Source organism: Halobacterium sp. MBLA0001, from assembly GCF_049705385.1.
In the GTDB taxonomy this organism is placed as follows: Archaea; Halobacteriota; Halobacteria; order Halobacteriales; family Halobacteriaceae; genus Halobacterium; species Halobacterium salinarum.
Genome location: NZ_JBNAMQ010000007.1, coordinates 1 through 19,192, shown reverse-complemented (window position 1 = coordinate 19,192; position 19,192 = coordinate 1). Strand labels below are relative to the sequence as shown.

At 69.4% G+C, this 19,192-nt stretch carries 22 protein-coding genes; 11 read left to right on the top strand and 11 right to left on the bottom strand.

Annotated features, from left to right (window positions below):
- Window positions 1-61: 61 nt before the first annotated feature.
- Together ACOZ32_RS01260 and ACOZ32_RS01255 are read right to left on the bottom strand one after the other, a co-directional pair.
- The gene (locus ACOZ32_RS01260) at window positions 62-328 is read right to left on the bottom strand and encodes a hypothetical protein (RefSeq protein ID WP_235157616.1); all 267 of its coding nucleotides are present in this window, start codon (window positions 326-328) and stop codon (window positions 62-64) included.
- 94 nt (window positions 329-422) lie between these two features.
- Window positions 423-1,676 (bottom strand): NAD(P)/FAD-dependent oxidoreductase, encoded by a 1,254-nt coding sequence (locus ACOZ32_RS01255; protein ID WP_010903320.1) that lies wholly within the window; start codon window positions 1,674-1,676, stop codon window positions 423-425.
- 312 nt (window positions 1,677-1,988) lie between these two features.
- Here ACOZ32_RS01255 and ACOZ32_RS01250 point away from each other — a divergent pair, with 312 nt between their 5' ends.
- The 5 genes from ACOZ32_RS01250 to ACOZ32_RS01230 all read left to right on the top strand — a co-directional run bounded on the left by ACOZ32_RS01250 (window position 1,989) and on the right by ACOZ32_RS01230 (window position 4,627).
- Window positions 1,989-2,810 carry a hypothetical protein gene (locus ACOZ32_RS01250; protein WP_424334863.1) on the top strand — a complete coding sequence of 274 codons (822 nt, stop codon included), beginning with the start codon at window positions 1,989-1,991 and terminating at the stop codon, window positions 2,808-2,810.
- Window positions 2,807-3,322, top strand: a complete 516-nt coding sequence (locus ACOZ32_RS01245) for an Hsp20/alpha crystallin family protein (RefSeq protein ID WP_285253545.1) — start codon at window positions 2,807-2,809, stop codon at window positions 3,320-3,322. Before ACOZ32_RS01250 ends, ACOZ32_RS01245 begins: the two co-directional genes overlap by 4 nt.
- Window positions 3,323-3,460: 138 nt before the next feature.
- Window positions 3,461-3,652, top strand: coding sequence for a hypothetical protein (locus ACOZ32_RS01240; RefSeq protein WP_010903317.1), 192 nt, complete (start codon window positions 3,461-3,463; stop codon window positions 3,650-3,652).
- Between the two features lie 55 nt (window positions 3,653-3,707).
- Window positions 3,708-4,280, top strand: a complete 573-nt coding sequence (locus ACOZ32_RS01235; protein ID WP_205250961.1) for a DUF6149 family protein — start codon at window positions 3,708-3,710, stop codon at window positions 4,278-4,280.
- Window positions 4,281-4,399: 119 nt separating this feature from the next.
- Window positions 4,400-4,627 carry a hypothetical protein gene (locus ACOZ32_RS01230; RefSeq protein ID WP_049892518.1) on the top strand — a complete coding sequence of 76 codons (228 nt, stop codon included), beginning with the start codon at window positions 4,400-4,402 and terminating at the stop codon, window positions 4,625-4,627.
- A 25-nt stretch (window positions 4,628-4,652) separates the two neighbouring features.
- Here the strand turns inward: ACOZ32_RS01230 and ACOZ32_RS01225 are convergent, their stop codons facing one another.
- Both ACOZ32_RS01225 and ACOZ32_RS01220 read right to left on the bottom strand, forming a co-directional pair.
- Window positions 4,653-5,105, bottom strand: a complete 453-nt coding sequence (locus ACOZ32_RS01225; protein WP_424334862.1) for a DUF5518 domain-containing protein — start codon at window positions 5,103-5,105, stop codon at window positions 4,653-4,655.
- 72 nt (window positions 5,106-5,177) lie between these two features.
- Window positions 5,178-6,494, bottom strand: coding sequence for an NAD(P)/FAD-dependent oxidoreductase (locus tag ACOZ32_RS01220; protein WP_205252074.1), 1,317 nt, complete (start codon window positions 6,492-6,494; stop codon window positions 5,178-5,180).
- A 120-nt stretch (window positions 6,495-6,614) separates the two neighbouring features.
- Between ACOZ32_RS01220 and ACOZ32_RS01215 the strand changes: the two genes are divergently transcribed.
- Both ACOZ32_RS01215 and ACOZ32_RS01210 read left to right on the top strand, forming a co-directional pair.
- On the top strand, window positions 6,615-7,520 hold the full coding sequence (locus ACOZ32_RS01215; protein ID WP_235157615.1) for a homoserine kinase: 906 nt from the start codon (window positions 6,615-6,617) through the stop codon (window positions 7,518-7,520).
- Between the two features lie 211 nt (window positions 7,521-7,731).
- Entirely contained in the window at window positions 7,732-9,816 is a 2,085-nt protein-coding gene (locus ACOZ32_RS01210; RefSeq protein ID WP_424334861.1) for a thermonuclease family protein, read from the top strand.
- Window positions 9,817-9,825: 9 nt separating this feature from the next.
- Here the strand turns inward: ACOZ32_RS01210 and pdxS are convergent, their stop codons facing one another.
- Window positions 9,826-10,734: a pyridoxal 5'-phosphate synthase lyase subunit PdxS gene (gene pdxS, locus ACOZ32_RS01205; RefSeq protein WP_010903311.1), complete on the bottom strand. Its 909-nt coding sequence runs from the start codon at window positions 10,732-10,734 to the stop codon at window positions 9,826-9,828.
- 198 nt (window positions 10,735-10,932) lie between these two features.
- On the opposite strand from pdxS, the gene ACOZ32_RS01200 reads away from it, so the two are divergent.
- Window positions 10,933-11,616, top strand: a complete 684-nt coding sequence (locus tag ACOZ32_RS01200; protein WP_424334860.1) for a DUF1405 domain-containing protein — start codon at window positions 10,933-10,935, stop codon at window positions 11,614-11,616.
- A 1-nt stretch (window position 11,617) separates the two neighbouring features.
- On the opposite strand, the gene ACOZ32_RS01195 is transcribed toward ACOZ32_RS01200, so the two are convergent.
- Window positions 11,618-11,977 carry a DsrE family protein gene (locus ACOZ32_RS01195; RefSeq protein ID WP_010903309.1) on the bottom strand — a complete coding sequence of 120 codons (360 nt, stop codon included), beginning with the start codon at window positions 11,975-11,977 and terminating at the stop codon, window positions 11,618-11,620.
- Window positions 11,978-12,016: 39 nt separating this feature from the next.
- Window positions 12,017-12,922: a DUF6293 family protein gene (locus ACOZ32_RS01190; protein ID WP_049892517.1), complete on the bottom strand. Its 906-nt coding sequence runs from the start codon at window positions 12,920-12,922 to the stop codon at window positions 12,017-12,019.
- A gap of 97 nt (window positions 12,923-13,019) precedes the next feature.
- Between ACOZ32_RS01190 and ACOZ32_RS01185 the strand changes: the two genes are divergently transcribed.
- Entirely contained in the window at window positions 13,020-13,298 is a 279-nt protein-coding gene (locus ACOZ32_RS01185; protein ID WP_285253777.1) for a PadR family transcriptional regulator, read from the top strand.
- 1 nt (window position 13,299) lies between these two features.
- On the opposite strand, the gene ACOZ32_RS01180 is transcribed toward ACOZ32_RS01185, so the two are convergent.
- Together ACOZ32_RS01180 and ACOZ32_RS01175 are read right to left on the bottom strand one after the other, a co-directional pair.
- Window positions 13,300-14,748: a sodium:solute symporter family protein gene (locus ACOZ32_RS01180; RefSeq protein ID WP_268824157.1), complete on the bottom strand. Its 1,449-nt coding sequence runs from the start codon at window positions 14,746-14,748 to the stop codon at window positions 13,300-13,302.
- Window positions 14,749-14,786: 38 nt separating this feature from the next.
- Window positions 14,787-14,999, bottom strand: a complete 213-nt coding sequence (locus ACOZ32_RS01175; RefSeq protein WP_205250954.1) for a DUF3311 domain-containing protein — start codon at window positions 14,997-14,999, stop codon at window positions 14,787-14,789.
- A 130-nt stretch (window positions 15,000-15,129) separates the two neighbouring features.
- Here ACOZ32_RS01175 and dnaG point away from each other — a divergent pair, with 130 nt between their 5' ends.
- The gene (gene dnaG, locus ACOZ32_RS01170; RefSeq protein ID WP_424334859.1) at window positions 15,130-16,347 is read left to right on the top strand and encodes a DNA primase DnaG; all 1,218 of its coding nucleotides are present in this window, start codon (window positions 15,130-15,132) and stop codon (window positions 16,345-16,347) included.
- 1 nt (window position 16,348) lies between these two features.
- Here the strand turns inward: dnaG and ACOZ32_RS01165 are convergent, their stop codons facing one another.
- Window positions 16,349-17,671: a DUF92 domain-containing protein gene (locus ACOZ32_RS01165; protein ID WP_012289378.1), complete on the bottom strand. Its 1,323-nt coding sequence runs from the start codon at window positions 17,669-17,671 to the stop codon at window positions 16,349-16,351.
- 88 nt (window positions 17,672-17,759) lie between these two features.
- Here ACOZ32_RS01165 and ACOZ32_RS01160 point away from each other — a divergent pair, with 88 nt between their 5' ends.
- Complete coding sequence (locus ACOZ32_RS01160) at window positions 17,760-18,368, top strand: undecaprenyl diphosphate synthase family protein (RefSeq protein WP_012289377.1); 609 nt, start codon at window positions 17,760-17,762, stop codon at window positions 18,366-18,368.
- A 19-nt stretch (window positions 18,369-18,387) separates the two neighbouring features.
- Here ACOZ32_RS01160 and uppS read toward each other — a convergent pair.
- Window positions 18,388-19,192, bottom strand: an 805-nt coding sequence (uppS, locus tag ACOZ32_RS01155; protein WP_424334858.1) for a polyprenyl diphosphate synthase, incomplete at its 5' end; no start/stop codon positions are given.

The following is a 19,192-nucleotide window of genomic DNA, read 5'->3' as shown; positions in this document are numbered from 1 at the left end:
GGGAATGGGGTGCGGACGGGAAAAACGGCTTCGGTTGGGGTAGGGGTGTGGCTCGGACCAGTCAGCGCGCGACGGTGATCCGGTAGTAGCTGGTGAACCGTACGACCTCGCCGTCCGTGAACGCCGCTGCGTCGTCGTCGTCGAGGTGGACCGCGCCGCCTGTGGCGGCCTCGTGCAGCGTGTCCTGTGCGTGGTCGTCCAGTTCGTCGAAGTCCCGAACGGGTGCGTGCGTACCGCCGTCGGTGGCGGCTGCACCGGGGGACTCGGCTTTCGTGGCGTGGATCGTTGGATTCATCCGGTCACCGGCACGCGTGTGCCAAGTTACCATACATAGTTCAATGACTTAACTCTATTGGCCGTTCACACGCCATCCGCCACACAGAAACGCCCCGTCGGACACGACACAGCACCGGCGACGCCCGCTACTGCTGTGTCGCCGCGCCGAGCTCGTCCATCTCGAAGTTGTCTTGGAGCAACACGTCCTGTTGGTCCGCCACGACCGCCTCCTCCTTGATGAGCTGCTTGTACTTCGACTGCGGTGCCAGGTTCCCGATCAGAACGCCGCCGACGAGCTGGCCGTCCTTGAACGCCAGCCGCCGCCACTCGTTGTCCCCGTAGGACCGCTCGCAGGTCTCGTCGCCGATCGTCGGGAAGCCAAACGAGAGGAACGGGAAGTCGAAGTGCGTGATCGAGTACGACGACACCCAGCGGAACGGCTCGATCTCCACGTCGTGGCCGCTGTCAGCCAGCATCGTCCGCCCCGCGAGCGCACCCTGCTGCTTCGCGGACCCCCACGACCCGTTCTGCGCGCGCTCGTCGAGGATCGTGTCCCAGTACTGTGTGATGTCGCCGGCCGCGTAGATGTCGTCCACCTCGGTCCGCATGTACTCGTCGACGTGGACGCCGTTCTCGATGGTCGCGTCCGTGTCCTGGAGGATCTCCACGTTGAAATCCAGGCCGATAGCCACCCCGGCGAAGTCGGCGTCGTGGCGGACGCCGTTCCCGTCGACGGCGGCCGCGAGTGCGCCGTCGTCGTCGACCTCGAAGTGATCCACGCCGGACTCGAAGACGGGCTCGACGCCCTTCTCGCGGAGCCCCTCGTGGATGATCTCCGCGCCCGCCTCGCTGAGCGCGTACCGCCACCAGCGGTTCCCCCGCATCAGATACTTGGCGTCGACGTCCTGGCCACCACAGATCGCCGCCAGGTCGATCCCAAGCAGGCCCGCACCGACCACAACCCCGGTGTCGGCCGCCTCGGCGTGCTCCCGGATGCGGCGCGCGTCCTCGAACGTCCAGAAGTGATGGACGCCGTCGGCGTCGGCGTTCTCGACGGGGAGGTCGTTGGGCGTGCCCCCCGCCGCCACCAGCAGCTTGTCGTACTCGATCTCGGTGCCCTCGTGGGTTTCGACCGTGTGGGCGTCCGGGTTGATCCGAGTGACCAGCGTGTTCAACTGGATGTCGATGTCGCGCTCGTCGTACCACTCCGGATCGTGAATGCTGATCGGGGCCTCCGGGAGCTTGCCCTTCGCGTACTCCTTGATCAGAATCCGGTTGTACAACGTCTCCCCTTCGTCTGTGAGGACAGTGATGTCGGCGTCCGGAGCCTCCTCGTGGATGGCTTCGGCGGCGGAGCTGCCCGCGATGCCGTCTCCAATGATCACGTACGATGCGCTCATACTGGGGGGTCACGCCTCCAGGGTTAATGTGGGTTGCCATCTCCTCGCCGGCCGGAATTCCGCCGTATCGTCGCCCCAGCAGTCCCACGCCGCGGCGCCAGCACACGACACCGCCGCCTCGCCGTTCCGCCGGGTGGGGTTACGGGGAACACGCCGCCCATCCGACCGCTATATAGCGTTCCCACGCCCTCTATACCGCCAGTTCTGCACTCTGGTGTCGATTCCTGCGCATAATTCAGATAAACTATAATGCTAGTTTATTACCTGTCCCGACGACAGTCCGCATGTCTCCACACCGGAGACGGACCACCAATGCAGGACCAGTCAGGATTCCGCCAGCAGCAGCTATCGACAGCCCAACAGCGCGCACGCCCGGTCGACGCACGATACGCCCAGTCCGGAACGGTCCGCCAACAGCAACCGGCACAGCAGTCCATCGCCCAACAGCAGCCCATGGCCCGCCCGCAGCCGGTAGCCCAGCAACAGCCCGCCGCACAGCAGCCCGCACAACAGCCATACAAGCAGCCCCGCCAGCAGCCGCCGGCCGAACGCGCCCCGAACTCGAAGATGGCAGCGCCACGGCAGCCTTATGCCCAGCAGCCATCCGCACAGCCGGCGCGCTCGATCCCTGCCCAGTCAGCCGCCGCCAACCCGAACGCGCAGCGGACCCCCAGTACCTGGCAGGCCCAGCAGTCGCAGCCGCGCCAGCCACAGTTCCGACAGCCCGCGCAGTCGGCGTTCAGCCAGCCTGCGATCCAGCAGCCCAGCGCCCAGCCCCAGCAGCCGGCGTTCGAGCAGTCCCCGATGTCGCAGTCCCAGCCCGCCCAGCAGGCACCCGCCAGCCAGTTCACCGCACCGGCAAGCGCCCCGTCGATGCGCGGCCAGCCCCAGCAGTCCGTCGAATCAGCGAACACGAAACTGCTGGTGGAGACGCTCGCGCGCCGGCTCGGTCTCACCACCCAGCAGCTCTCACAGGCCGTTCCGCGACTCGACGTTGCGCTCGGCAGCGCCCAGTCGCGCCACCAGCCCCGGCTGATGGGGTCGGCTGACAGCCAGCCGATCCGTTCGGAGCCCGTCGCCGACGCGCCCCAGCCAGTGAGCCAGCCGGAGTCCGCGACCACCGAAATCCAATGAGCTACGACCCCCGACTCGTCAACGACGCGCCGCGTGCAGCCGCCACCTGGAGCGCGCCCGAACAGGCCGCACCGGTCGGCGCGGCGGGAATGCCCCGCCAGCAGCCCCAGATGCCCCAACAGCAGCCGGTGCAGGACGGGGCCAGCCAGCGCCAGGCTGCCACCATCGACCAGCAACCGCCCGCCGCCACGCCCAACGTCGACGTCATCGAATCCGAGGCGGAGGTCGTCGTGATGATCGAAGTCCCGGGGTTCTCCAAGGACGAGATCACGGTCCAGGCCGACGCGAGCAACCTCTACGTGACCGCCGAGCGTTCGACCGACCCACAGATGGGGATCGAGGGCGACGACAACGTGTTGCTCCGGGAATGCCCGGATCGTCTTGAGCGCGCCATCACGCTCCCCAACTACATCGATCCCGGGGAGGCAACGGCCGAGCACGTCGACGGCGTCTGTCACGTCACTGTGCCGAAAGACGAGGCCGAGCGCCAACACGAGATCGCCTTCCAGTAGCCAGCCAGCCGACCACACGCCGCGTTTTTTCCGGGCGACCGTGCCACGATCCCCCGGGACCCGAAACGGTCTTTGTGACTGACCACGTATGGGGGGTAGGGCTAGGTGCCGCGGTCACCGCGGGCCTACTGAGTACCGATGTCACAGGATTATCGTCTCGTCTCCACACTCGTTCGCGCCGGCGACAGCCTGCCGTGTCCAGCGGAAGCCGATCCCGTTGTGCAACCAACCAGCACGCCAGGACTGTTACGGGTGACATACCTCAAGGAAGTCACCCGTGTGCCGTTCGCCGAACCCACCCGCGACGCCGACGTGGCGTACGTCGAGTGACCGCGCGGCCACCGGTGTCGGGACGTTCTTGAGTCCGGCCGCCGTACAGGCCTGTATGAAGCTCCGCCAGAACCTTCGCCATTTCGCCTCACAGAAGGCGCTTGAAGTGCCGGGATTGCGCGACGTCGTCCACGACAAGCTCGTCGACATCCACACGAGCATCTTCCTCGATAAGGCGACCGAGTCGCGCCGCGACGAGCGGGAAGCCCACCTCGATGGGTTCTTCGACGCGTCGATGGAGATGTATCTCGTCGCGTTGCAGTCCGGGCTTCCGGAGGCCCAGGCCCGAGAGATCACGCATATCGTCGCCAACTTCGACTTCTACAACCACGGCTGGACGGAGATGATGGAGTTCCCCGGCGACGAGCTCCGCGACCACTACGACCGCCACGCCGACTTCTTCGACGAGCACGACATCACCATCGACAACCCGCTGGGCGCGTTCCAGCCGGCCGACGGCATTCCGGACGCCCCGGCAACCCCTGAGAAGCTCGCCGACGCCGACTTCGAGAACGCCGCCGCCGGCTTCGAGGACGACGTGTACGTCGAAACCGACGACGGCATCCAGAAGGGCGGTGTCGACGAACCCGACGACGTCGACCCCGAGGACAGCCCGTTCGCCGAGTAGTCGAGCACCGCCGCCCGACCGGGCTGGGGGTCGTGACGACCTCGAAGCCACCGGCGCTGTCGCCGGTCAGCCGTGTCGAAGCCACCAGAGCTAAGTGGGGTTCGGGCGACCAGCCTGACGTGACAGCCCCGCCCTCCCCGGAGACCGTCACGACGTACCTCGAAGACGGTGCCCGCATCGCCGGCATCCTCCTCGTCTGGGGTGTGTTGACCTGGTTCTTCCGGTACGGCCTCACGGCGTTCCCCGGGCTCGATGTCGTGTTCGGCTTCGTCGGTGTCCTGAACGCGGTTCTGTACGTGGCGTACCGCACGCTCGACTACCACCACGCGCTCGCCGAAGACGGGTAGCCGGCACACCCCGCGGAATCGGCGCTCACCCGGCGTGGTCGACTCGTCGGCCGCGTCGGGCCGCGACCCAGCCGCCGACTCTCGCGCCGAGGACGCCGACGACTGCGGCGAGCGCGAGCACGAGCGCTGCGACCGCGCTGGTGGCTCCGAGGACGAACGCGGGACCAGCGACCTCGAACCAGGCGGGCCCGGACAGCGCCGTCGCGTCCCCGAGTATCGCCGCGAGCAGCCACGCGACCCCAGGGAGGCCGCCGACGACGCCGGCACGCAGGCCGACGGCGTCCGGGTCGGCGGCGCGACCGGCGGCCAGGTACCCGGCGACGAGTCCGGTGACCGCGACGGCGTCCAGCGGGAACTCGCGGCCGCCACCGGACAGCCAGTAGAGCGCGGCCGTCACGGGCATCGACGCGACGCCGCCGAGCAGGGCGTCCCGCCACGTTTCGGAGAGTCGACCGTCGTCGGGGCTGCGTCGGACCATACGGCGGCGGACGGCAGCGATGATAAAAAAGACCAGTGTGAGTTCGCCGCTCGTGCAGTCGGCCGAGCGGGACTACGCGCCGTCCAGAATCCGGTCGGCGGCTTCGTTGCCGGCGACGATGCCGCCGTTCAGCGACCGCTCGGGGTACTGCGCGCGGCTCGCCATGCCCGCATAGTAGACGTCGTCGTGGCCCTCGCTGGCGAGGTCGTAGGGCACCACCATGTCGAGGTAGCCGCGCTCGTAGACCGGTGCCGTTCGGGGGTTCCGGTTCGTCTCCACCCAGTTCACTGATTCGCGGTCGAAGTCGGGGAACAGCGCCTCGATGCCCGACAGCCAGTGCTCGCGGACCTCCTCGTCGCTCATCTGCCACACCTCGTCGTCGCGGCTCTGGACGTACTTCGGGACGTACAGCAGGTGTTCGCCGCCGTAGCGGGCCGGGTCGATGAAGTTCGTGTGCTCGATGAGCGCGCCGAAGGGCGCGTCGTCGGCGATGTTCAGCCAGTACGTGTCCGTCAGCGCCTCGTCCATCGAAACGATGGAGCAGACGGTTCCCTGGAAGGTGATGTCGCACTCGTAGCCGGTCAGGGATTCGAGCACGGTGGGCATCGCCGCCACGATCACGCCGTCGGCGTCGACGCGCTCGGTGCCCGCCTCGCTGTCGACAGTGACGCCCGTGACATCGCCCGCGTCGTCGCGCTGGATGGCGGTGACACGCGCCCCGGTTTCGATGTGTTCGCGGCCCACGTCTTCAACGAGCGCGTCCAGCAGCCGGCCGAACCCGCCGTCGAGGTAGCCCAACGGCTCGCCGCGCAGCAGGTCGCGCTCGCCCCGGAACTTGATGCGGCCCAGCAGCCACGCCGCGCTCACGTCGTCCATCCGGCTCCCGAACTTCGCTTCCAACAGCGGCTCGAAGAACTGCTCGTAGACGCCCCGCGTCGTGTGCTCGCAGAGGAACTGCTCGACGCCGACGTGCTCGAAGTCCGTCAGGTCCTCGTAGGTGTCACGCGACGGCAGGCCGCCCCGCACGTCGAGTTCCTGTGTCAGCATCGCCAGCCGGGCGGTGTCGTAGAGGGACAGATGCGGGAACGCCAGGATCTCCCAGGGCGTGTCCATCGGGTGGACGGTGCCGTCCACGTAGTAGGCGTTCTTCCCGATGGGCCACCGAAGGTCGTCGCCCAGCCCGAGCTCCTCGATGCGGTCGATGATGGTCTCCTCGGCGGCCGAGAGGTGGTGGTAGAACGCTTCGATGGGGTCGCCGGCTGTTTCGTGCGTGGCCGCCAGCCCTCCGACGGTGGCCGACGCCTCGAACACGCGGGCGTCGACGCCGTGTTGTTGGAGGCGTCGCGCAGCCGAGAGGCCAGCGATGCCGCCGCCAACGATAGCAATCATACCTCGGGGTCGCGTGGCAACCGGGGTCAGCGTTACGGTCGACCGCCACGCCGCCGTCCGTGTGAGACGTTGGTTCCCCCCGTCAGCGTTTTCCTCGCCCACAGCAGACGTTACGCCAGCATGGTTGTCACGGTGCGTGCGCCCGCGACGAGCGCGAATCTCGGCAGCGGGTTCGACGTGTTCGGGGTCGCGTTGTCGAAGCCCGCCGATGTCGTTCGAGTCGAGCGCGCCGACACGACAACAATCACTGTCACCGGGGCGGGCGCACAGTACGTGCCCACCGACCCACAGGAGAACACCGCCGGCGTCGTCGCCGCAGCGCTCGACGCGCCGGCCGCGATCCACATCAACAAGGGCGTGCGGCCGTCCTCCGGGCTGGGGTCGTCGGCGGCCAGCGCGGCGGCCGCGACCGTCGCGCTCGCGGAGCTGTACGACCGCCCGCTCGACGACGACGCGCTCGTTCGCGCGGCCGCCCAGGGGGAGGCGGCGGCGTCCGGCGTCGCGCACGCCGACAACGTCGCCCCCGCCATTCTCGGTGGGTTCACCATCGTCCGCGAGGACGGCATCGAGCACGTCGACGCCAGCCTCGCGCTTGCGGTCTGCCTGCCAGAAACGACCGTCTCAACGCGCGATGCGCGCGGCGTCATCCCCGAGTCGGCGGCCATGGAGGCCGTTGTCTCCACCGTGGAGTCGGCCGCCACGCTCACGCTCGGCATGTGTGAAAACGACCCACAGCGGGTCGGCCGCGGCGTCGAGGACGCACTCGTCACGCCGGCGCGTGCCCGACTCATGGACGGGTACGAGGCGGCGTCCGCGGCCGCCCGCGACGCCGGTGCGACCGGCGTGACGATCAGCGGCTCCGGGCCGGGCGTTGTGGCGGTCTGTCGTCGGCGCGACCGCAAGCGCGTCGCCGCCGCGCTCGTGGACGGCTTCGATTCGGCGGGGGTCGCTGCGTCGGCCTACCAGACGCGCATCGGCGACGGTGCCACACGGCTGGCAGCCGATGGTGACGACCGCGCGCCGTGACTGGTGGCAGCCACGGGCACGCTCCGGAGTCCGCTATAGTTATATTGTCAAGAAAACACATGTATGAGCGGCTCTTGAGACGTATTCCCAACCCAAACACCGGGGTTTTTTGTTGGTTTGGAGCGGCGTAACTGGTATCCGGGCGGCGGCGCATCGCAGCCGGGCCGACGACGGATGGCACGTCTCAGCCCACACAGAGACATCCACACCAATGCACAGACGGCAGTTCTTGACCGGGCTTGGCATCTCCCTCGGTGGTGTCACAGTCGGGTCTTCCACCCGGGCGCGTACAGTCATCACAGACACAACCGCAGCGACGGCCGACGACCGTGTCGACGAACTCCTCTTCGATTCGTCGGCGGGCCTCCTGGCCGCACCCCGCACCGACGGCGGCGATCCGGGATTCCTCCCGGACGCCCAGATCGTGGCCGCGGCCGAGCCGACCGCAACGACCGTCGACCGCGACGGCAACGACGACACCACCGCGTACCCCGACGGCGAGACGATCCCGCTGATGGCCGTCGACGGCTCCGTGGTCGCGTTCGCCGCGCCGTTTGCCCCGGACGACAGCGACGCCGGGTCGTACGGCAACGAGGACGTGTTGCTGAACGTCTTCGACGCCTACGCCGACGCGGGCACGATCTACTGGGACGACGGCCACGACCAGTTCTACGACCGCGCCTCGCACTCGGCGGTGGCCGCGCGCGCCGACACCGCGGGCCACACGGTCGCCGCGACGACCGACATCGCCGACGCGGTCACCCGTGAGGACGCCGCCGCGGCCGTCGTCACGTCCCCCGCCGACCCGTTCAGTGCCGCCGAACAGGACGCGCTGGCGGCGTTCGCCGCCGACGGCGGGCTCGTGGTGTTGATGAGCCAGTCGGACTATAAGAACTACGACGCCACGGCATCGCTCAACGACCTCGCCGACGGCATCGACACCACCATCCGGTTCAACGACACGCAGGTCACCGACGACCAGCACAACGCCGGCGCGGCGTTCGCGCCGACGACGGCGACGTTCCCCAGCGACGACCACGCGTCGCTGCTGGCGGCTCGCACTGACGGGACCGACGATGTCACGATCACCGCCGACGAAACGTACACCGTCGACGTGGTTCGGGTCACCGACGGCGACACTGTCGACGTGCGGTTCCGAGACGGCACGACCGACACGGTTCGCATCGTCGGCATCGACACACCGGAAACCGGCCAGACGACCGAGCGGGTCGCCGAATACGAGGGCATCACTGACGCCGCCGCGCTGAAAGCCCGCGGCGACGCCGCGACCGCGTACGCACGGGACGCGCTCGGCGGACAGACGGTCACGCTGTCCTTCGATGCGGGCGGGCCAGCGCGCGGCGACTACGGCCGCCTCCTGGGGTATCTCACGCTCCCGGACGGCACCACGTACAACCGCCGCGCCGTCGCCGACGGCGTGGCGCGCGTCTACGCCTCCGCGTTCTCCCAGTACGACGACTACTGGGCGGCCGAAGCCACAGCCCGGGCCGCCGGCGACGGGCTGTGGGAGCTCTCGGACCCGACCGCCATCGGCGGCCCCGACAGTCGATCCGTCGAGTCGCTGTTCTTCCCCGATCCGGTCGCGGTGACCGGCGGCCAGACAGTGGTCACGTCGGCCGACAGCACGCCCCTCGTCACCGCCGATGCTGCCGCCCGCGTCGCCGCGGTCGGCGGCCCGCTCATCGACGAGGGGTTCGAGCCCGCCGAGTCCGACGGCGCCGCCACCAACGAGGGCCACGACGTCTCGATGTTCGTCGCCGAGCTCATCGACTGCCTCGCTGCGGACGGCTTGTCCGCGCCCGTGCTCGTCGACGGCGGCCACGGCCAGTTCGGCAGCGACGCCGCGCTCTCCGCGGAGGACGTGGCGTACTTCCAGCGGTTCCTCGAAGGCTGGTCGCCGGCCGGCGTGGATCTGGACGGCGTCACCACCCTCCCCCACGACACCGGGCCGGCGCTCTGTCACGACGACGGCACGCCGGCCGCCAGCGCGCTCATCGTCTCGTCGCCCACGACCGCGTTCACGGCGGCTGAGCGCCGCGCGGTCGCCGACTTCGCCGACGCCGGGGGCGCTGTCATCCTCATCGGGTCGGCGGCCGACACCGACGCACTGGCGCGGTTCGCGCCGCTCACCGATGCACTGGATACGACCGTCGGATTCACCACGACGCCGGTCACCGACCGGACACACAACCTCGGCGGCGATCCCACGCGGCCGACGACGACGGCACTCACGGAGCCGGCCGCCGTGCTCGGCTCGAACGCGACCTCGCAGTAGCCGCGGCGCCTAGTTCCCGCGGTCCTGCATCCGCTCGTCCTCGGGCAGGTCGGCGTTCGGGTCGCCCTGCATGCCCTCCCCGATGTTCGACGCGATCTCCGCGAGGCGCTCGGGGTCGTCGTGGTTGTTCACGGCGTCCACGACCGCCCGGCCCATGGCCTCGGGGTTCTCTGCGCCGAAGATCCCCGAACCGACGAAGATGCCGTCACAGCCGTGATGCATCATCAGCGCCGCGTCGGCCGGCGTCGCGATGCCGCCCGCCGCGAAGTTGACCACCGGCAGCCGCCCCATCTCCGCGGTCTCGTGCACGAGCTCTCGGGGGGCTTCGTGGTCGCGGGCCCACATGTCCCGCTCCTCGTAATCCATGCCTTCGAGCTTGCGGATGGCGGATTTGATGTTGCGCTGGTGGTGGACCGCCTGGTTGACGTCACCGGTGCCGGCCTCCCCCTTGGTGCGGATCATCGCCGCGCCCTCGTCGATGCGGCGCAGCGCCTCCCCGAGGTTGCGCGCCCCGCAGACGAACGGCGCGGTGAACTCGCGCTTGTCGATGTGGTACTCGTCGTCGGCGGGCGTCAACACCTCGCTTTCGTCGATCATGTCCGCGCCCACCGCCTGCAGGATTTCGGCCTCCTTGCGGTGGCCGATCCGGGACTTCCCCATCACCGGGATCGACACCTCCTCGATGATGCCGGTCAGGCTCGCCGGGTCGGCCATCCGCGCCACGCCGCCGCGCTTCCGAATGTCCGCCGGCACGGCCTCAAGGTTCATCACAGCAACCGCACCCACGTCCTCGGCGATGCGCGCCTGCTCGCGGTTCACAACGTCCATGATGACGCCGCCCTTCTGCATCTTCGCGAACCCGCGTTTCACCAGCTCGCTGCCGCGCCGCAGTTCCTCGAGGTCGGTTTCCGTTGCCATACCATACCGTTGGTTTGGGAGTGCTTAATTGGGCCGGTTGCGGAACGACCTGAACGCAGCGTCACGCCGCCAGCACGCCCCCGACACCGCTCGCTCCGGCGGCCGGCTTCCCCGGCGCTGACGGCCGTGTGACCGCCACTGGCGCCCGCCCGGACCGCAAGCGCTATGCGGCGACCGCGCGACCGTCGCCACGTACCGATGCCGACTCGTGACGCCGCCGAGACGACGCCCGACGACACGCTCCCGTGGTACGTCGCCCCGCTCCCGACGCGACTGGAGGACCTTGCGCTCCGGCTGGCGTGGGTCATCGCCGCGATCAACGTCGCAGGCACCGTCTTCGGGTTCTGGTACTACCGCATACAGCTCGCGGACACGCCGCTGGCGGCCTGGATCTTCGTGCCCGACAGCCCGATGGCAACCCTGTTCATCGCGGCCTCGTTGGTGGCGTACGAACTCGACTGGGACGCCGACTGGCTGCACGCGCTGGCGTTTTTCGGCTGTCTCAAACTCGGCCTGTGGACGCCGTTCGTCCAACTCGTCGTGAACGGCCAGGGCGCGCTCTGGTGGGGCATGTACTGGTTCCTGGTGCTCAGTCACTTCGGGATGGCCGTCGAGGCGTTCGTCGTCCACCGCTACGCGACGTTCTCGGTGCCCGCCGTCGGGGTGGCGCTGGCGTGGTACGGCATCAACGACCTCCTCGATTACTTCCTGGGTGTGCTCGGTGGCCCCCACCACACGCTCCTGCGCGCCGAACTCGGGGCCGAAGCTCCACACGCCCTGTACGCCCACGACATCGCGGCCGCCTGCGCGGTGGCGCTCACCATGCTCGCGACCTACCTCGCGCTCGCCACCCACATCCACGCCACCGAGCACCGCCGGTGACTCACGGCAGCTTCAACATCCGTGCGCCGTCCTCCTGGGCGCGCAGCACCTCCGCGACGCCGGACGGAACCACGGTGACGCCGGACACGAACTCGGCGTTGGTGTAGTCGAAGCGCGCCACCGAGCGCTCGCAGACGGCCACGGTGACGCCCGCCGCGAGCATCTGCGCGACGTTCTCGGCTTCGGGTGCTGACGCGCGCAAGAACCGGACTCCCGGCCCGTTGACGACCACCTCGATGGCCTCCGGCGGGGTTTCGACGCTCGCGTCCTGCACGAGGTTCGCGAGGTTCTGCAACGCCATCGTCCACCCCGACACCGTCTCCGCCGTGATATGCACCACGACACCGGACTGACTGCTCATACACCGCGTGGTTGGAGTGACGCCCGCATAACCCTGCCGTCACTCCCCGGTGCCGGTGTTCTCGTGGGCGCGCACCCACAGCTGGCCGATGCGGGACAGCCACGTCCGGTAGGATTTCCCGTGTTCCTCGCGCTCGACGTACCCCTTCCCGCCCGGTCCGAGTTTGTCAACGGTGTAGGTCACCTTCGACCGGAAGCTGTCGGTGTACTCCTCGTTGAGGTCGTCGGCCAGCGCCGCCGCCAGCTCGCTGACCGACTCGAAGGTGCCGTGCTCGCCGAGGGTGAACAGGATCACCTCCTCGAAGGGCTTGACGTTCGAGAACGACGCCACGGGCAACTCCACGATGTGGCTGCCCCCGATCTCCTTGGCGCCGATGGTGGTGCCGCGCTCGTCGAACTCCGCGAGCAGATCGCGGGCCGCGGTCAGGCGCTCGTCGACCGCGTCCGCGTCGACGTCGCCGTCGGCCACCGACTCAAGCAGGGCGGCGCTGGCGCGTAACTCCTCGGCGAGCTCGGTTTCCAGATACTTCTCGGGGGCCGTGTAGTAGGTGTGGATGCGGTCGCGGTCCTCGGGCTGTTCGACCATCATCGAGTGGGCGGCCGTCGCGAACGCGAACGAGACGGTGCGGGGCATCGACGCGATGTTCACCCACACCTCGCCGTCGGGGTCGGCGTCGAGAACGTCGTCGATGAGCGCGAACGCCTGCTCGAAGGCCGCGTCGTAGTCGTACACGTCGACCACGGACACGCGGTCGGTGTCCGCGCCCAGTAGGTTCCGGAAGTCCTGTTCGAGTTTCTCGGAGATGCGCTGGCTGTACTCCACGTTCGCCTGACTCCCCACGGCCCCCTCCAGGAGAATCACGCGGTCGACCTGTAACTGCTCGCGCACCAGTGGCGCGATCAGCCGGTCGTAGTCGAAGCCGACCGGGACGACGTGCGTCTGCATGCCTTCGGCTTGGAGCATCGGCGGCAAAAGGCTACCGCGCTCCCAGCGAGGCCCCGACACCGCCAGCAGTAATAGCCGGGCACGCCCTATCGGGCGTATGAGCAAGTGGCTGGCGTCCGGGCTGCGACGCGATGTCTGCGTCGTGGTGGCTGGCGAGGGGTCCCCCACCCAGCAGTCCGTGAAGCGCGCCGTCGAACGCAAACACGACGACCGCATCGACCCCCAGCGCTTCGTGGGCGTGATCCGCAAGCTGGAGTCCGCGGGCATCATCGAGCGCGAACGCGACGGCCTCCACGACCGGCTGCTGTTGACCGACGCCGGCCAGCGCCGGCTCCGGGACCACCACGCCTGGGTGGCCGACTACCTCGACGACTGACTCAGTCCGCGCGCAACGCGTCGACGTACGCGCTCGCGTTCTCCGTGGCGCTGGGCGCCGTCACGGCCGAGACGCCGACGGTCAACACGACGCCGAGGGGGAGGCCGACGACCTGCGCGAACCACCCAAAGTACGACGACGCGATGATCGGGACGCCGGCCAGCGTGACCGGCGGCCCGAAGACGGTCGCGAGGTAGAACGCCTGGGTGCCCAGGACGCCGGCGAACATCCCGGCTTTCGTGGTCCGGCGCCAGTACATCGCCAACGCGACCGGCGGCGCGAGCTGGGCGAACCCACCGAAGGCGGTTGAGCCGACCTCAAGCAGGCTGCCGGGCCGCAGGAGGCTGCCGCCGAACGCCGCGACGGCGAACGCCGCAACGCCGACGCGGCCCAGGGTGTCCTCGCGGCGGGCGGTGGCGTCGGCGTTCACGAACGGCCGGTAGATGTCCCGCGTGAAGTACGACGACCCCGACAGCAGCATGGAATCACTGGACGACATCATCGCGGCGAGCGCGCCCGCAACGACGAGCGCGGCGAACCAGCCGGGCGTGTACTCGCTGAGGAGGATGGGAACGATGTTCTCGCCGTCGGGCAGCGGGAGCCCAACGCCGTTGGCCCACGCGCCCATCAGGAACGCCGGCACGAACAGCAACACGACCAGCAGCGGCCAGATCGCGAACGTGCGCTTGAGGGTGCGCTCGGAGTCCGCAACGAAGAACCGCTGGTTCACTTGCGGGAACATCGAGACGCCGACGGCGATGCCGATGGCCTGCGAGAGCATCCACTGCGGGGAGTACGCGCCGCCGCCGAGCGCGCGGAACTCGGCGGGGAGTGCGCCCGCCAGCCCGCCGGTGGTGCCCGCGATCTCGGCGGCCACCCAGACGAACGCCACCCACGTGATGCCGAGCATGAACACGCCCTGCAGGGTGTCCGTCCACGCGACGCCGCGCATCCCGGAGATGGCGACGTACACGACCATGAACAGCGTGATGAACCCGGCACCCGCCCAGTAGGGGACCGCACCACCGGTGAGGCCAACCAGCGCTTCCCCGGCACCGATCTGCTGGAGCATCACGTACGGGAACAGCCAGAAGATGCTGACGCCCGCGACCAGCCCGCGCAGGCCCCGGGAGCCGAAGCGGTCGCCGAGCATCTCGCCGAGCGTGACGTAGCCGTTGGCCTTGCCCAGCAGCCACTGTCGGTAGCCCAGGACGTACCACAGCAGCCCGAACAGCACGCCGTCCATGAGGCCCATGACGAGGATCCACTCGGGGCCGTTGGCGTACGCGATGTTCGGCCCGGCGAAGAACGTGAACGCCGACAGCAGCGTGGCGAACGTGGTGAACAGGAGCACGCCAGTGCCCAGGCCACGCCCGGCGAGGTAGTAGTCCTCGGCGTCCCGGTCGGTGACGCGGTACGCGACGAGACCGACCGCCAGCGCCACCACCATGTAGCCAGCCACCACGCCGAGCTCCAGGGCCACGCCGCTCACTGTCGCTCACCCGTCACGAACAACCCCCAGTCGTGGCGCGCGAACGCCCCGAACGCGAGCGCGGTCACGCCCATCCAGGCGATGTGCCACCACAGCCAGACCGGGAGGCCAGCGACGAGCGTGTCGCTGCGCCAGAGGAACCACGGGACGGCAAGCCCGAGCAACACGACGAAACAGCCACCCCAGCCGAGCGCGCGCCATGTTCGCATGGAATCATGGTACGCGTCCCATCCCGGGTTAATCATTGGGTTCCGGGGGTGGCTGCCAGGACGCCGGTTTCATGCCGCTCACGACAGGTATTTGACGACCCCCGTCATACAACAATGCAACACGAAACCGATGGAAGACACCGCCAAATACCTCATTCACGCGGACTTCGTCGTTGACGGCGTCGTCGAGCGCAGCGACGTCGTCGGTGCCGCGTTCGGGCAGACCGAGGGGCTGCTCGGCGACGACCTCGCGATCCCCGACCTCCAGGACTCCGCGAAGCTCGGCCGCATCGACGTCTCCGTGGACAGCGAGGGCGGCCAGTCGTTTGGCGACATCACCATCGCATCCAGTCTCGACCGCGTCGAAACCGCGACGCTTGCGGCGGCCCTCGAAGCCGTCGAACGCATCGGGCCGTGTCGCGCCGACGTCGAAGTCGACCGCATCGAGGACGTGCGCGCCGCCAAGCGCCGCGAAGTCGTCGACCGCGCGAAAGAACTGCTCGCGACCGCCTTCGACGAGGGCGCGATCAACGCCGACGACATCCTCGACGAGGTCCGGGAGAGCGTTCGCGTCGATGACATCACCGACTACGACGGCTTCCCGGCCGGCCCGAACGTCGACTCCAGCGACGCCGTCGTGATCGTGGAGGGCCGCGCCGACGTCGTCACCCTCCTGAAATACGGCATCAAGAACGCCGTCGCCGTCGAAGGCACCAACATCCCCGACGCCATCGCGGCGCTCTCCCGGGAGAAGACCGCGACGGCGTTTCTCGACGGCGACCGTGGCGGCGACATGATCCTGCGCGAACTCGGACAGGTCGGCAGCTTGGACTTCGTCGCGCGCGCCCCGACGGGGGAGTGTGTCGAGGACCTCTCCCGACGGACCGTCGACTCCGCGCTCCGGAACAAAACCCCGGCGTCGGCCGCCGCCCCGATCGCCACCACCCAGTCCGAAACCGCCGCCACGGACGGCAGCGCGACGCCGGCGCCCACCCCCGAGCCGGCGCCGGACACAGCGCCCTCTCCGGACAGCGACGACGACACCGAGGCGGCCGCGCCGCCGACGCTCGCCGAGCACGCCAGCGCGGTCGCGGACACCGAGACCGCACGCCTTCTCGACGACGCGCTCGCCCGCATCCGGGAGGTCCCAGCGGCTGAGGTCGTCGACGCCGTCGCCGACGCCGACTCCGTGCCGGCGGTCGTCGTCGCGGACGCCACGATCACCCAGCGCTTGCTCGATGTCGCCGCTCAGCGCGGCGTCGCGTCGCTGATCGGTGCCGACACCGACGAGTTCGTCAAACAGCCGCTTGCCACGCGCGTTCGCACCCTCGACGACGCCCGCACCTGACTCACGCGACGCCGACAGCGAGCGCGAGCGCACCGCCGACCGCAGCGCCGGTCAGCGTCGCCAGGAAGTTCACACCCTGGTTGGTGAGCACGCGGCCTTCGATGGTTGCGCCCGCGAGGCTGTCGGCGGTCATCCCGGCGACGCCCGCCGCCACCACCACGCCGCCGCCCCGCAGCGTCACGCCGAACACCGCGACCGACAGCACCGCAATGATCGTCGCCCCCACGACGCCCGCGAGCTCGCCCTGCCAGGTGACCGCGCCGTCGGTCCCGGGGTCGACGCGCTCGAACGTCGTCACCAGCCGCGGGGTGTCGAACAGCCCGCCGACCTCCGAGGACAGCGTGTCAGCCAGCGCCGTCGCAACGCTGCCGGCGTACGCGAACAGGAACGCCGTGTCGGCGAACGGCACGTGTGCGTGCGCCGCATACAACACCAACGCGATGAGCGCGGCCGCCGAGTTCCCCAAGACGTTGGCTGTGCCGCGCGCGCCGTCGTTCGGCTCCGCAACACCGCGGTCAGCCTTCAACTCGTACTTGAACTTCGTGGCCAGGCTGCCGACCGCGAAGAACGCAACGAGTACGACGAACCAGCCGTAGCCGCCGAGCACGACGGCAAGCAACCCGAGAAAGACGCCCGTGAGCATGCCCGCGATCGACGTCGCGCCGAGCGCACGCGACACCCACCCGAACGCCGTCGTGACCGCGAGCGCGACAAGCACGCGCTCCCAGGCCGCCACCGTCGGGACGCCGGCCAGCGGTGCCAGCGCCGTGACCACCCACAACACCACGACCACCGACCCCAACACCAGCGGGGCGTCCCGGAGCGCAAACAGCGTCCGCATGATCCCCGCCAGCAGCGCCCCGCTCACCGCCAGAAACACGAACTGGGGCTGTCCCACCGGCGCACCGGCGCTCGCGGCGACCACGGCCTGGCCCGCGAAGGCAGCGCCGGCGGCCGCGACAACGAACCCGCACATCGACAGCGTGCGGTTCTCCCGCACCGCCAACACGAGCCGGCGGCCGAGGTCGCCGTAGCCGACGATGAGCACGGCCGCGACGAACACGTCGGCGGGCGCGCCGAACGCCGGCAGCAACACGGCGGCGATCGCCGCCGCCAGTGCGAACGCCACGAGCGTGTGCAGTCGCCCCGCGTTGCGGTCCCGCACGGTCGACAACACGTCGAACAGCCAGCCGTCGGTGATCACCGCCGCCCCGGCGGCGACGGCCACGAACGGCACTGCGGCTGCACGGCCGAACGCGGGGGCCGCAAGTGACAGCGTCGACACCAGCGCGAACGCCAGTGCGCGCCGCAGGCTCCAATGCACGTCTGCCTCCGATTTGCCGGCCCCGCACTTAACTTCCCCGAAGCCGCGACCCACAACGCTTTGCACGGCGGCGCGTCATGGCCGACACGTGGGCCTGTACGACTACTATCTGGCCGCCCGCGTGCGCCGCCACAGCGCCGAGGCACCCGCACACACTGCGGTCGTCATCACGGAACGCGACCTCCTGGAGGCCGGCGCGTACGACACGCTCGCGGACTTCTACGCGTGGGCGTTCGACTCCGGCGTCGACCGCATCACCGTCTACGTGAGCGTGCTCGACGCCGCCGCCGTCCCGACGCTCGAACGCGAGCTTGGAAACGTCGCTGCGCCCCGCGAGGTCGCGGTGCGGGGCCCCGACGACGACGAGCGCGCCGACGCCCCGATCCAAGTGAGCGTCGGCCACGGCGGCAAACACGAGTTCGCGACCGCCGTGCGGAGCGTCGCCGACGCAGTCGCCGCCGGTGACCTCGACCCCGACGCCATCGACGAGGACGTGATCGAGTCCGAACTCGTGTTCCCGGCTGAACCGGACCTCGTGATCAAGACCGGCGCCGAACGCCTCTCGGATTTCATGATCTGGCAGTCCGTCTACTCGGAGCTCTACTTCACGGACGTCAACTGGCGGGACTTCCGGAAACGCGACTACCTGCGGGCGGTGCTTGACTACCAGAACCGCCAGCGGCGGTTCGGGCGGTGAAACGCCCCCTCGGCCGCACTCAGTCCGCCGACTGCGTCTCCGCCTCGACATCCTCGGGCGGGTCCGGGAGCGCGCCCTTGAACCGGTCGAGGACCCGGCGCGCCTCACCCACCTCACTGCCGAGCGCGCGAACCAGTGCGAGCGCGCGTTTCGCTCTGGTCTGCCGCCAGGACGCCGCCCGGGATTCGTACGTGCGGATCGCGCGCAGCAGATCGACTTTCGAGAACTCCGGCCAGTACGGCGTACAGAAGAAGACGGCGGCCTCGCTGCCGTTGGCGTGCCACGGCAGGAAATTCGACGTGCGCTCGTCGCCGCCGGTGCGAATGATGAGGTCGACGTCCCGGACGGGACTGGTGTGCAGCCGGGATTCGATGGCCTGGGCGTCGATGTCCGCGGGGTCGAGGTCGCCGGCGGCGACCGCGTCGGCGACACCGCGGGCGGCGGTGAGCAGCTCGTCGCGGCCGCCGTACGCCAGCGCGACGTTCAGCGTGAACCCGTCGTAGCCCGCCGTCCGGGATTCCGCGTACGTGATGGCGTCCCGGACGCGCTGGGGGAGGCGACCGGTGTCGCCGATGGCGCGGATCCGCACGCGGTCGGCGTGGACGCGGTCGGCGTCCGCGAACTCCCGGAGCTTCGATTCGAGCAGGTCGAACAGGTGTTGTTGCTGGTCGGGCGGGCGCTCGAAGTTCTCCGTGGAGAACGCGTACAGCGTGAGCTCCTCGACGCCCAGGTCCGAACACCACTCCAGGACGCGCTCGGTTGTCCGCGCGCCCGACTGGTAGCCGTCTGTCGGGTCGTCGCCGTGCTCGCGGGCGTACCGTCGG

Excerpts from the sequence above, each read along its gene's own strand:
- ACOZ32_RS01245 (WP_285253545.1), top strand. The coding sequence starts at position 2,807 with ATGAGCTACGACCCCCGACTCGTCAACGACGCGCCGCGTGCAGCCGCC.
- ACOZ32_RS01195 (WP_010903309.1), bottom strand. The coding sequence starts at position 11,977 with ATGAGCAGTCAGTCCGGTGTCGTGGTGCATATCACGGCGGAGACGGTG.
- ACOZ32_RS01255 (WP_010903320.1), bottom strand. The coding sequence starts at position 1,676 with ATGAGCGCATCGTACGTGATCATTGGAGACGGCATCGCGGGCAGCTCC.
- ACOZ32_RS01220 (WP_205252074.1), bottom strand. The coding sequence starts at position 6,494 with ATGATTGCTATCGTTGGCGGCGGCATCGCTGGCCTCTCGGCTGCGCGA.
- ACOZ32_RS01175 (WP_205250954.1), bottom strand. The coding sequence starts at position 14,999 with ATGCGAACATGGCGCGCGCTCGGCTGGGGTGGCTGTTTCGTCGTGTTG.
- pdxS (WP_010903311.1), bottom strand. The coding sequence starts at position 10,734 with ATGGCAACGGAAACCGACCTCGAGGAACTGCGGCGCGGCAGCGAGCTG.
- ACOZ32_RS01180 (WP_268824157.1), bottom strand. The coding sequence starts at position 14,748 with ATGGTGGTGGCGCTGGCGGTCGGTCTCGTCGCGTACCGCGTCACCGAC.
- ACOZ32_RS01200 (WP_424334860.1), top strand. The coding sequence starts at position 10,933 with ATGCCGACTCGTGACGCCGCCGAGACGACGCCCGACGACACGCTCCCG.
- ACOZ32_RS01215 (WP_235157615.1), top strand. The coding sequence starts at position 6,615 with ATGGTTGTCACGGTGCGTGCGCCCGCGACGAGCGCGAATCTCGGCAGC.
- ACOZ32_RS01235 (WP_205250961.1), top strand. The coding sequence starts at position 3,708 with ATGAAGCTCCGCCAGAACCTTCGCCATTTCGCCTCACAGAAGGCGCTT.
- ACOZ32_RS01190 (WP_049892517.1), bottom strand. The coding sequence starts at position 12,922 with ATGCAGACGCACGTCGTCCCGGTCGGCTTCGACTACGACCGGCTGATC.
- ACOZ32_RS01185 (WP_285253777.1), top strand. The coding sequence starts at position 13,020 with ATGAGCAAGTGGCTGGCGTCCGGGCTGCGACGCGATGTCTGCGTCGTG.
- ACOZ32_RS01210 (WP_424334861.1), top strand. The coding sequence starts at position 7,732 with ATGCACAGACGGCAGTTCTTGACCGGGCTTGGCATCTCCCTCGGTGGT.
- dnaG (WP_424334859.1), top strand. The coding sequence starts at position 15,130 with ATGGAAGACACCGCCAAATACCTCATTCACGCGGACTTCGTCGTTGAC.
- ACOZ32_RS01250 (WP_424334863.1), top strand. The coding sequence starts at position 1,989 with ATGCAGGACCAGTCAGGATTCCGCCAGCAGCAGCTATCGACAGCCCAA.
- ACOZ32_RS01260 (WP_235157616.1), bottom strand. The coding sequence starts at position 328 with ATGGTAACTTGGCACACGCGTGCCGGTGACCGGATGAATCCAACGATC.
- ACOZ32_RS01225 (WP_424334862.1), bottom strand. The coding sequence starts at position 5,105 with ATGGTCCGACGCAGCCCCGACGACGGTCGACTCTCCGAAACGTGGCGG.
- ACOZ32_RS01240 (WP_010903317.1), top strand. The coding sequence starts at position 3,461 with ATGTCACAGGATTATCGTCTCGTCTCCACACTCGTTCGCGCCGGCGAC.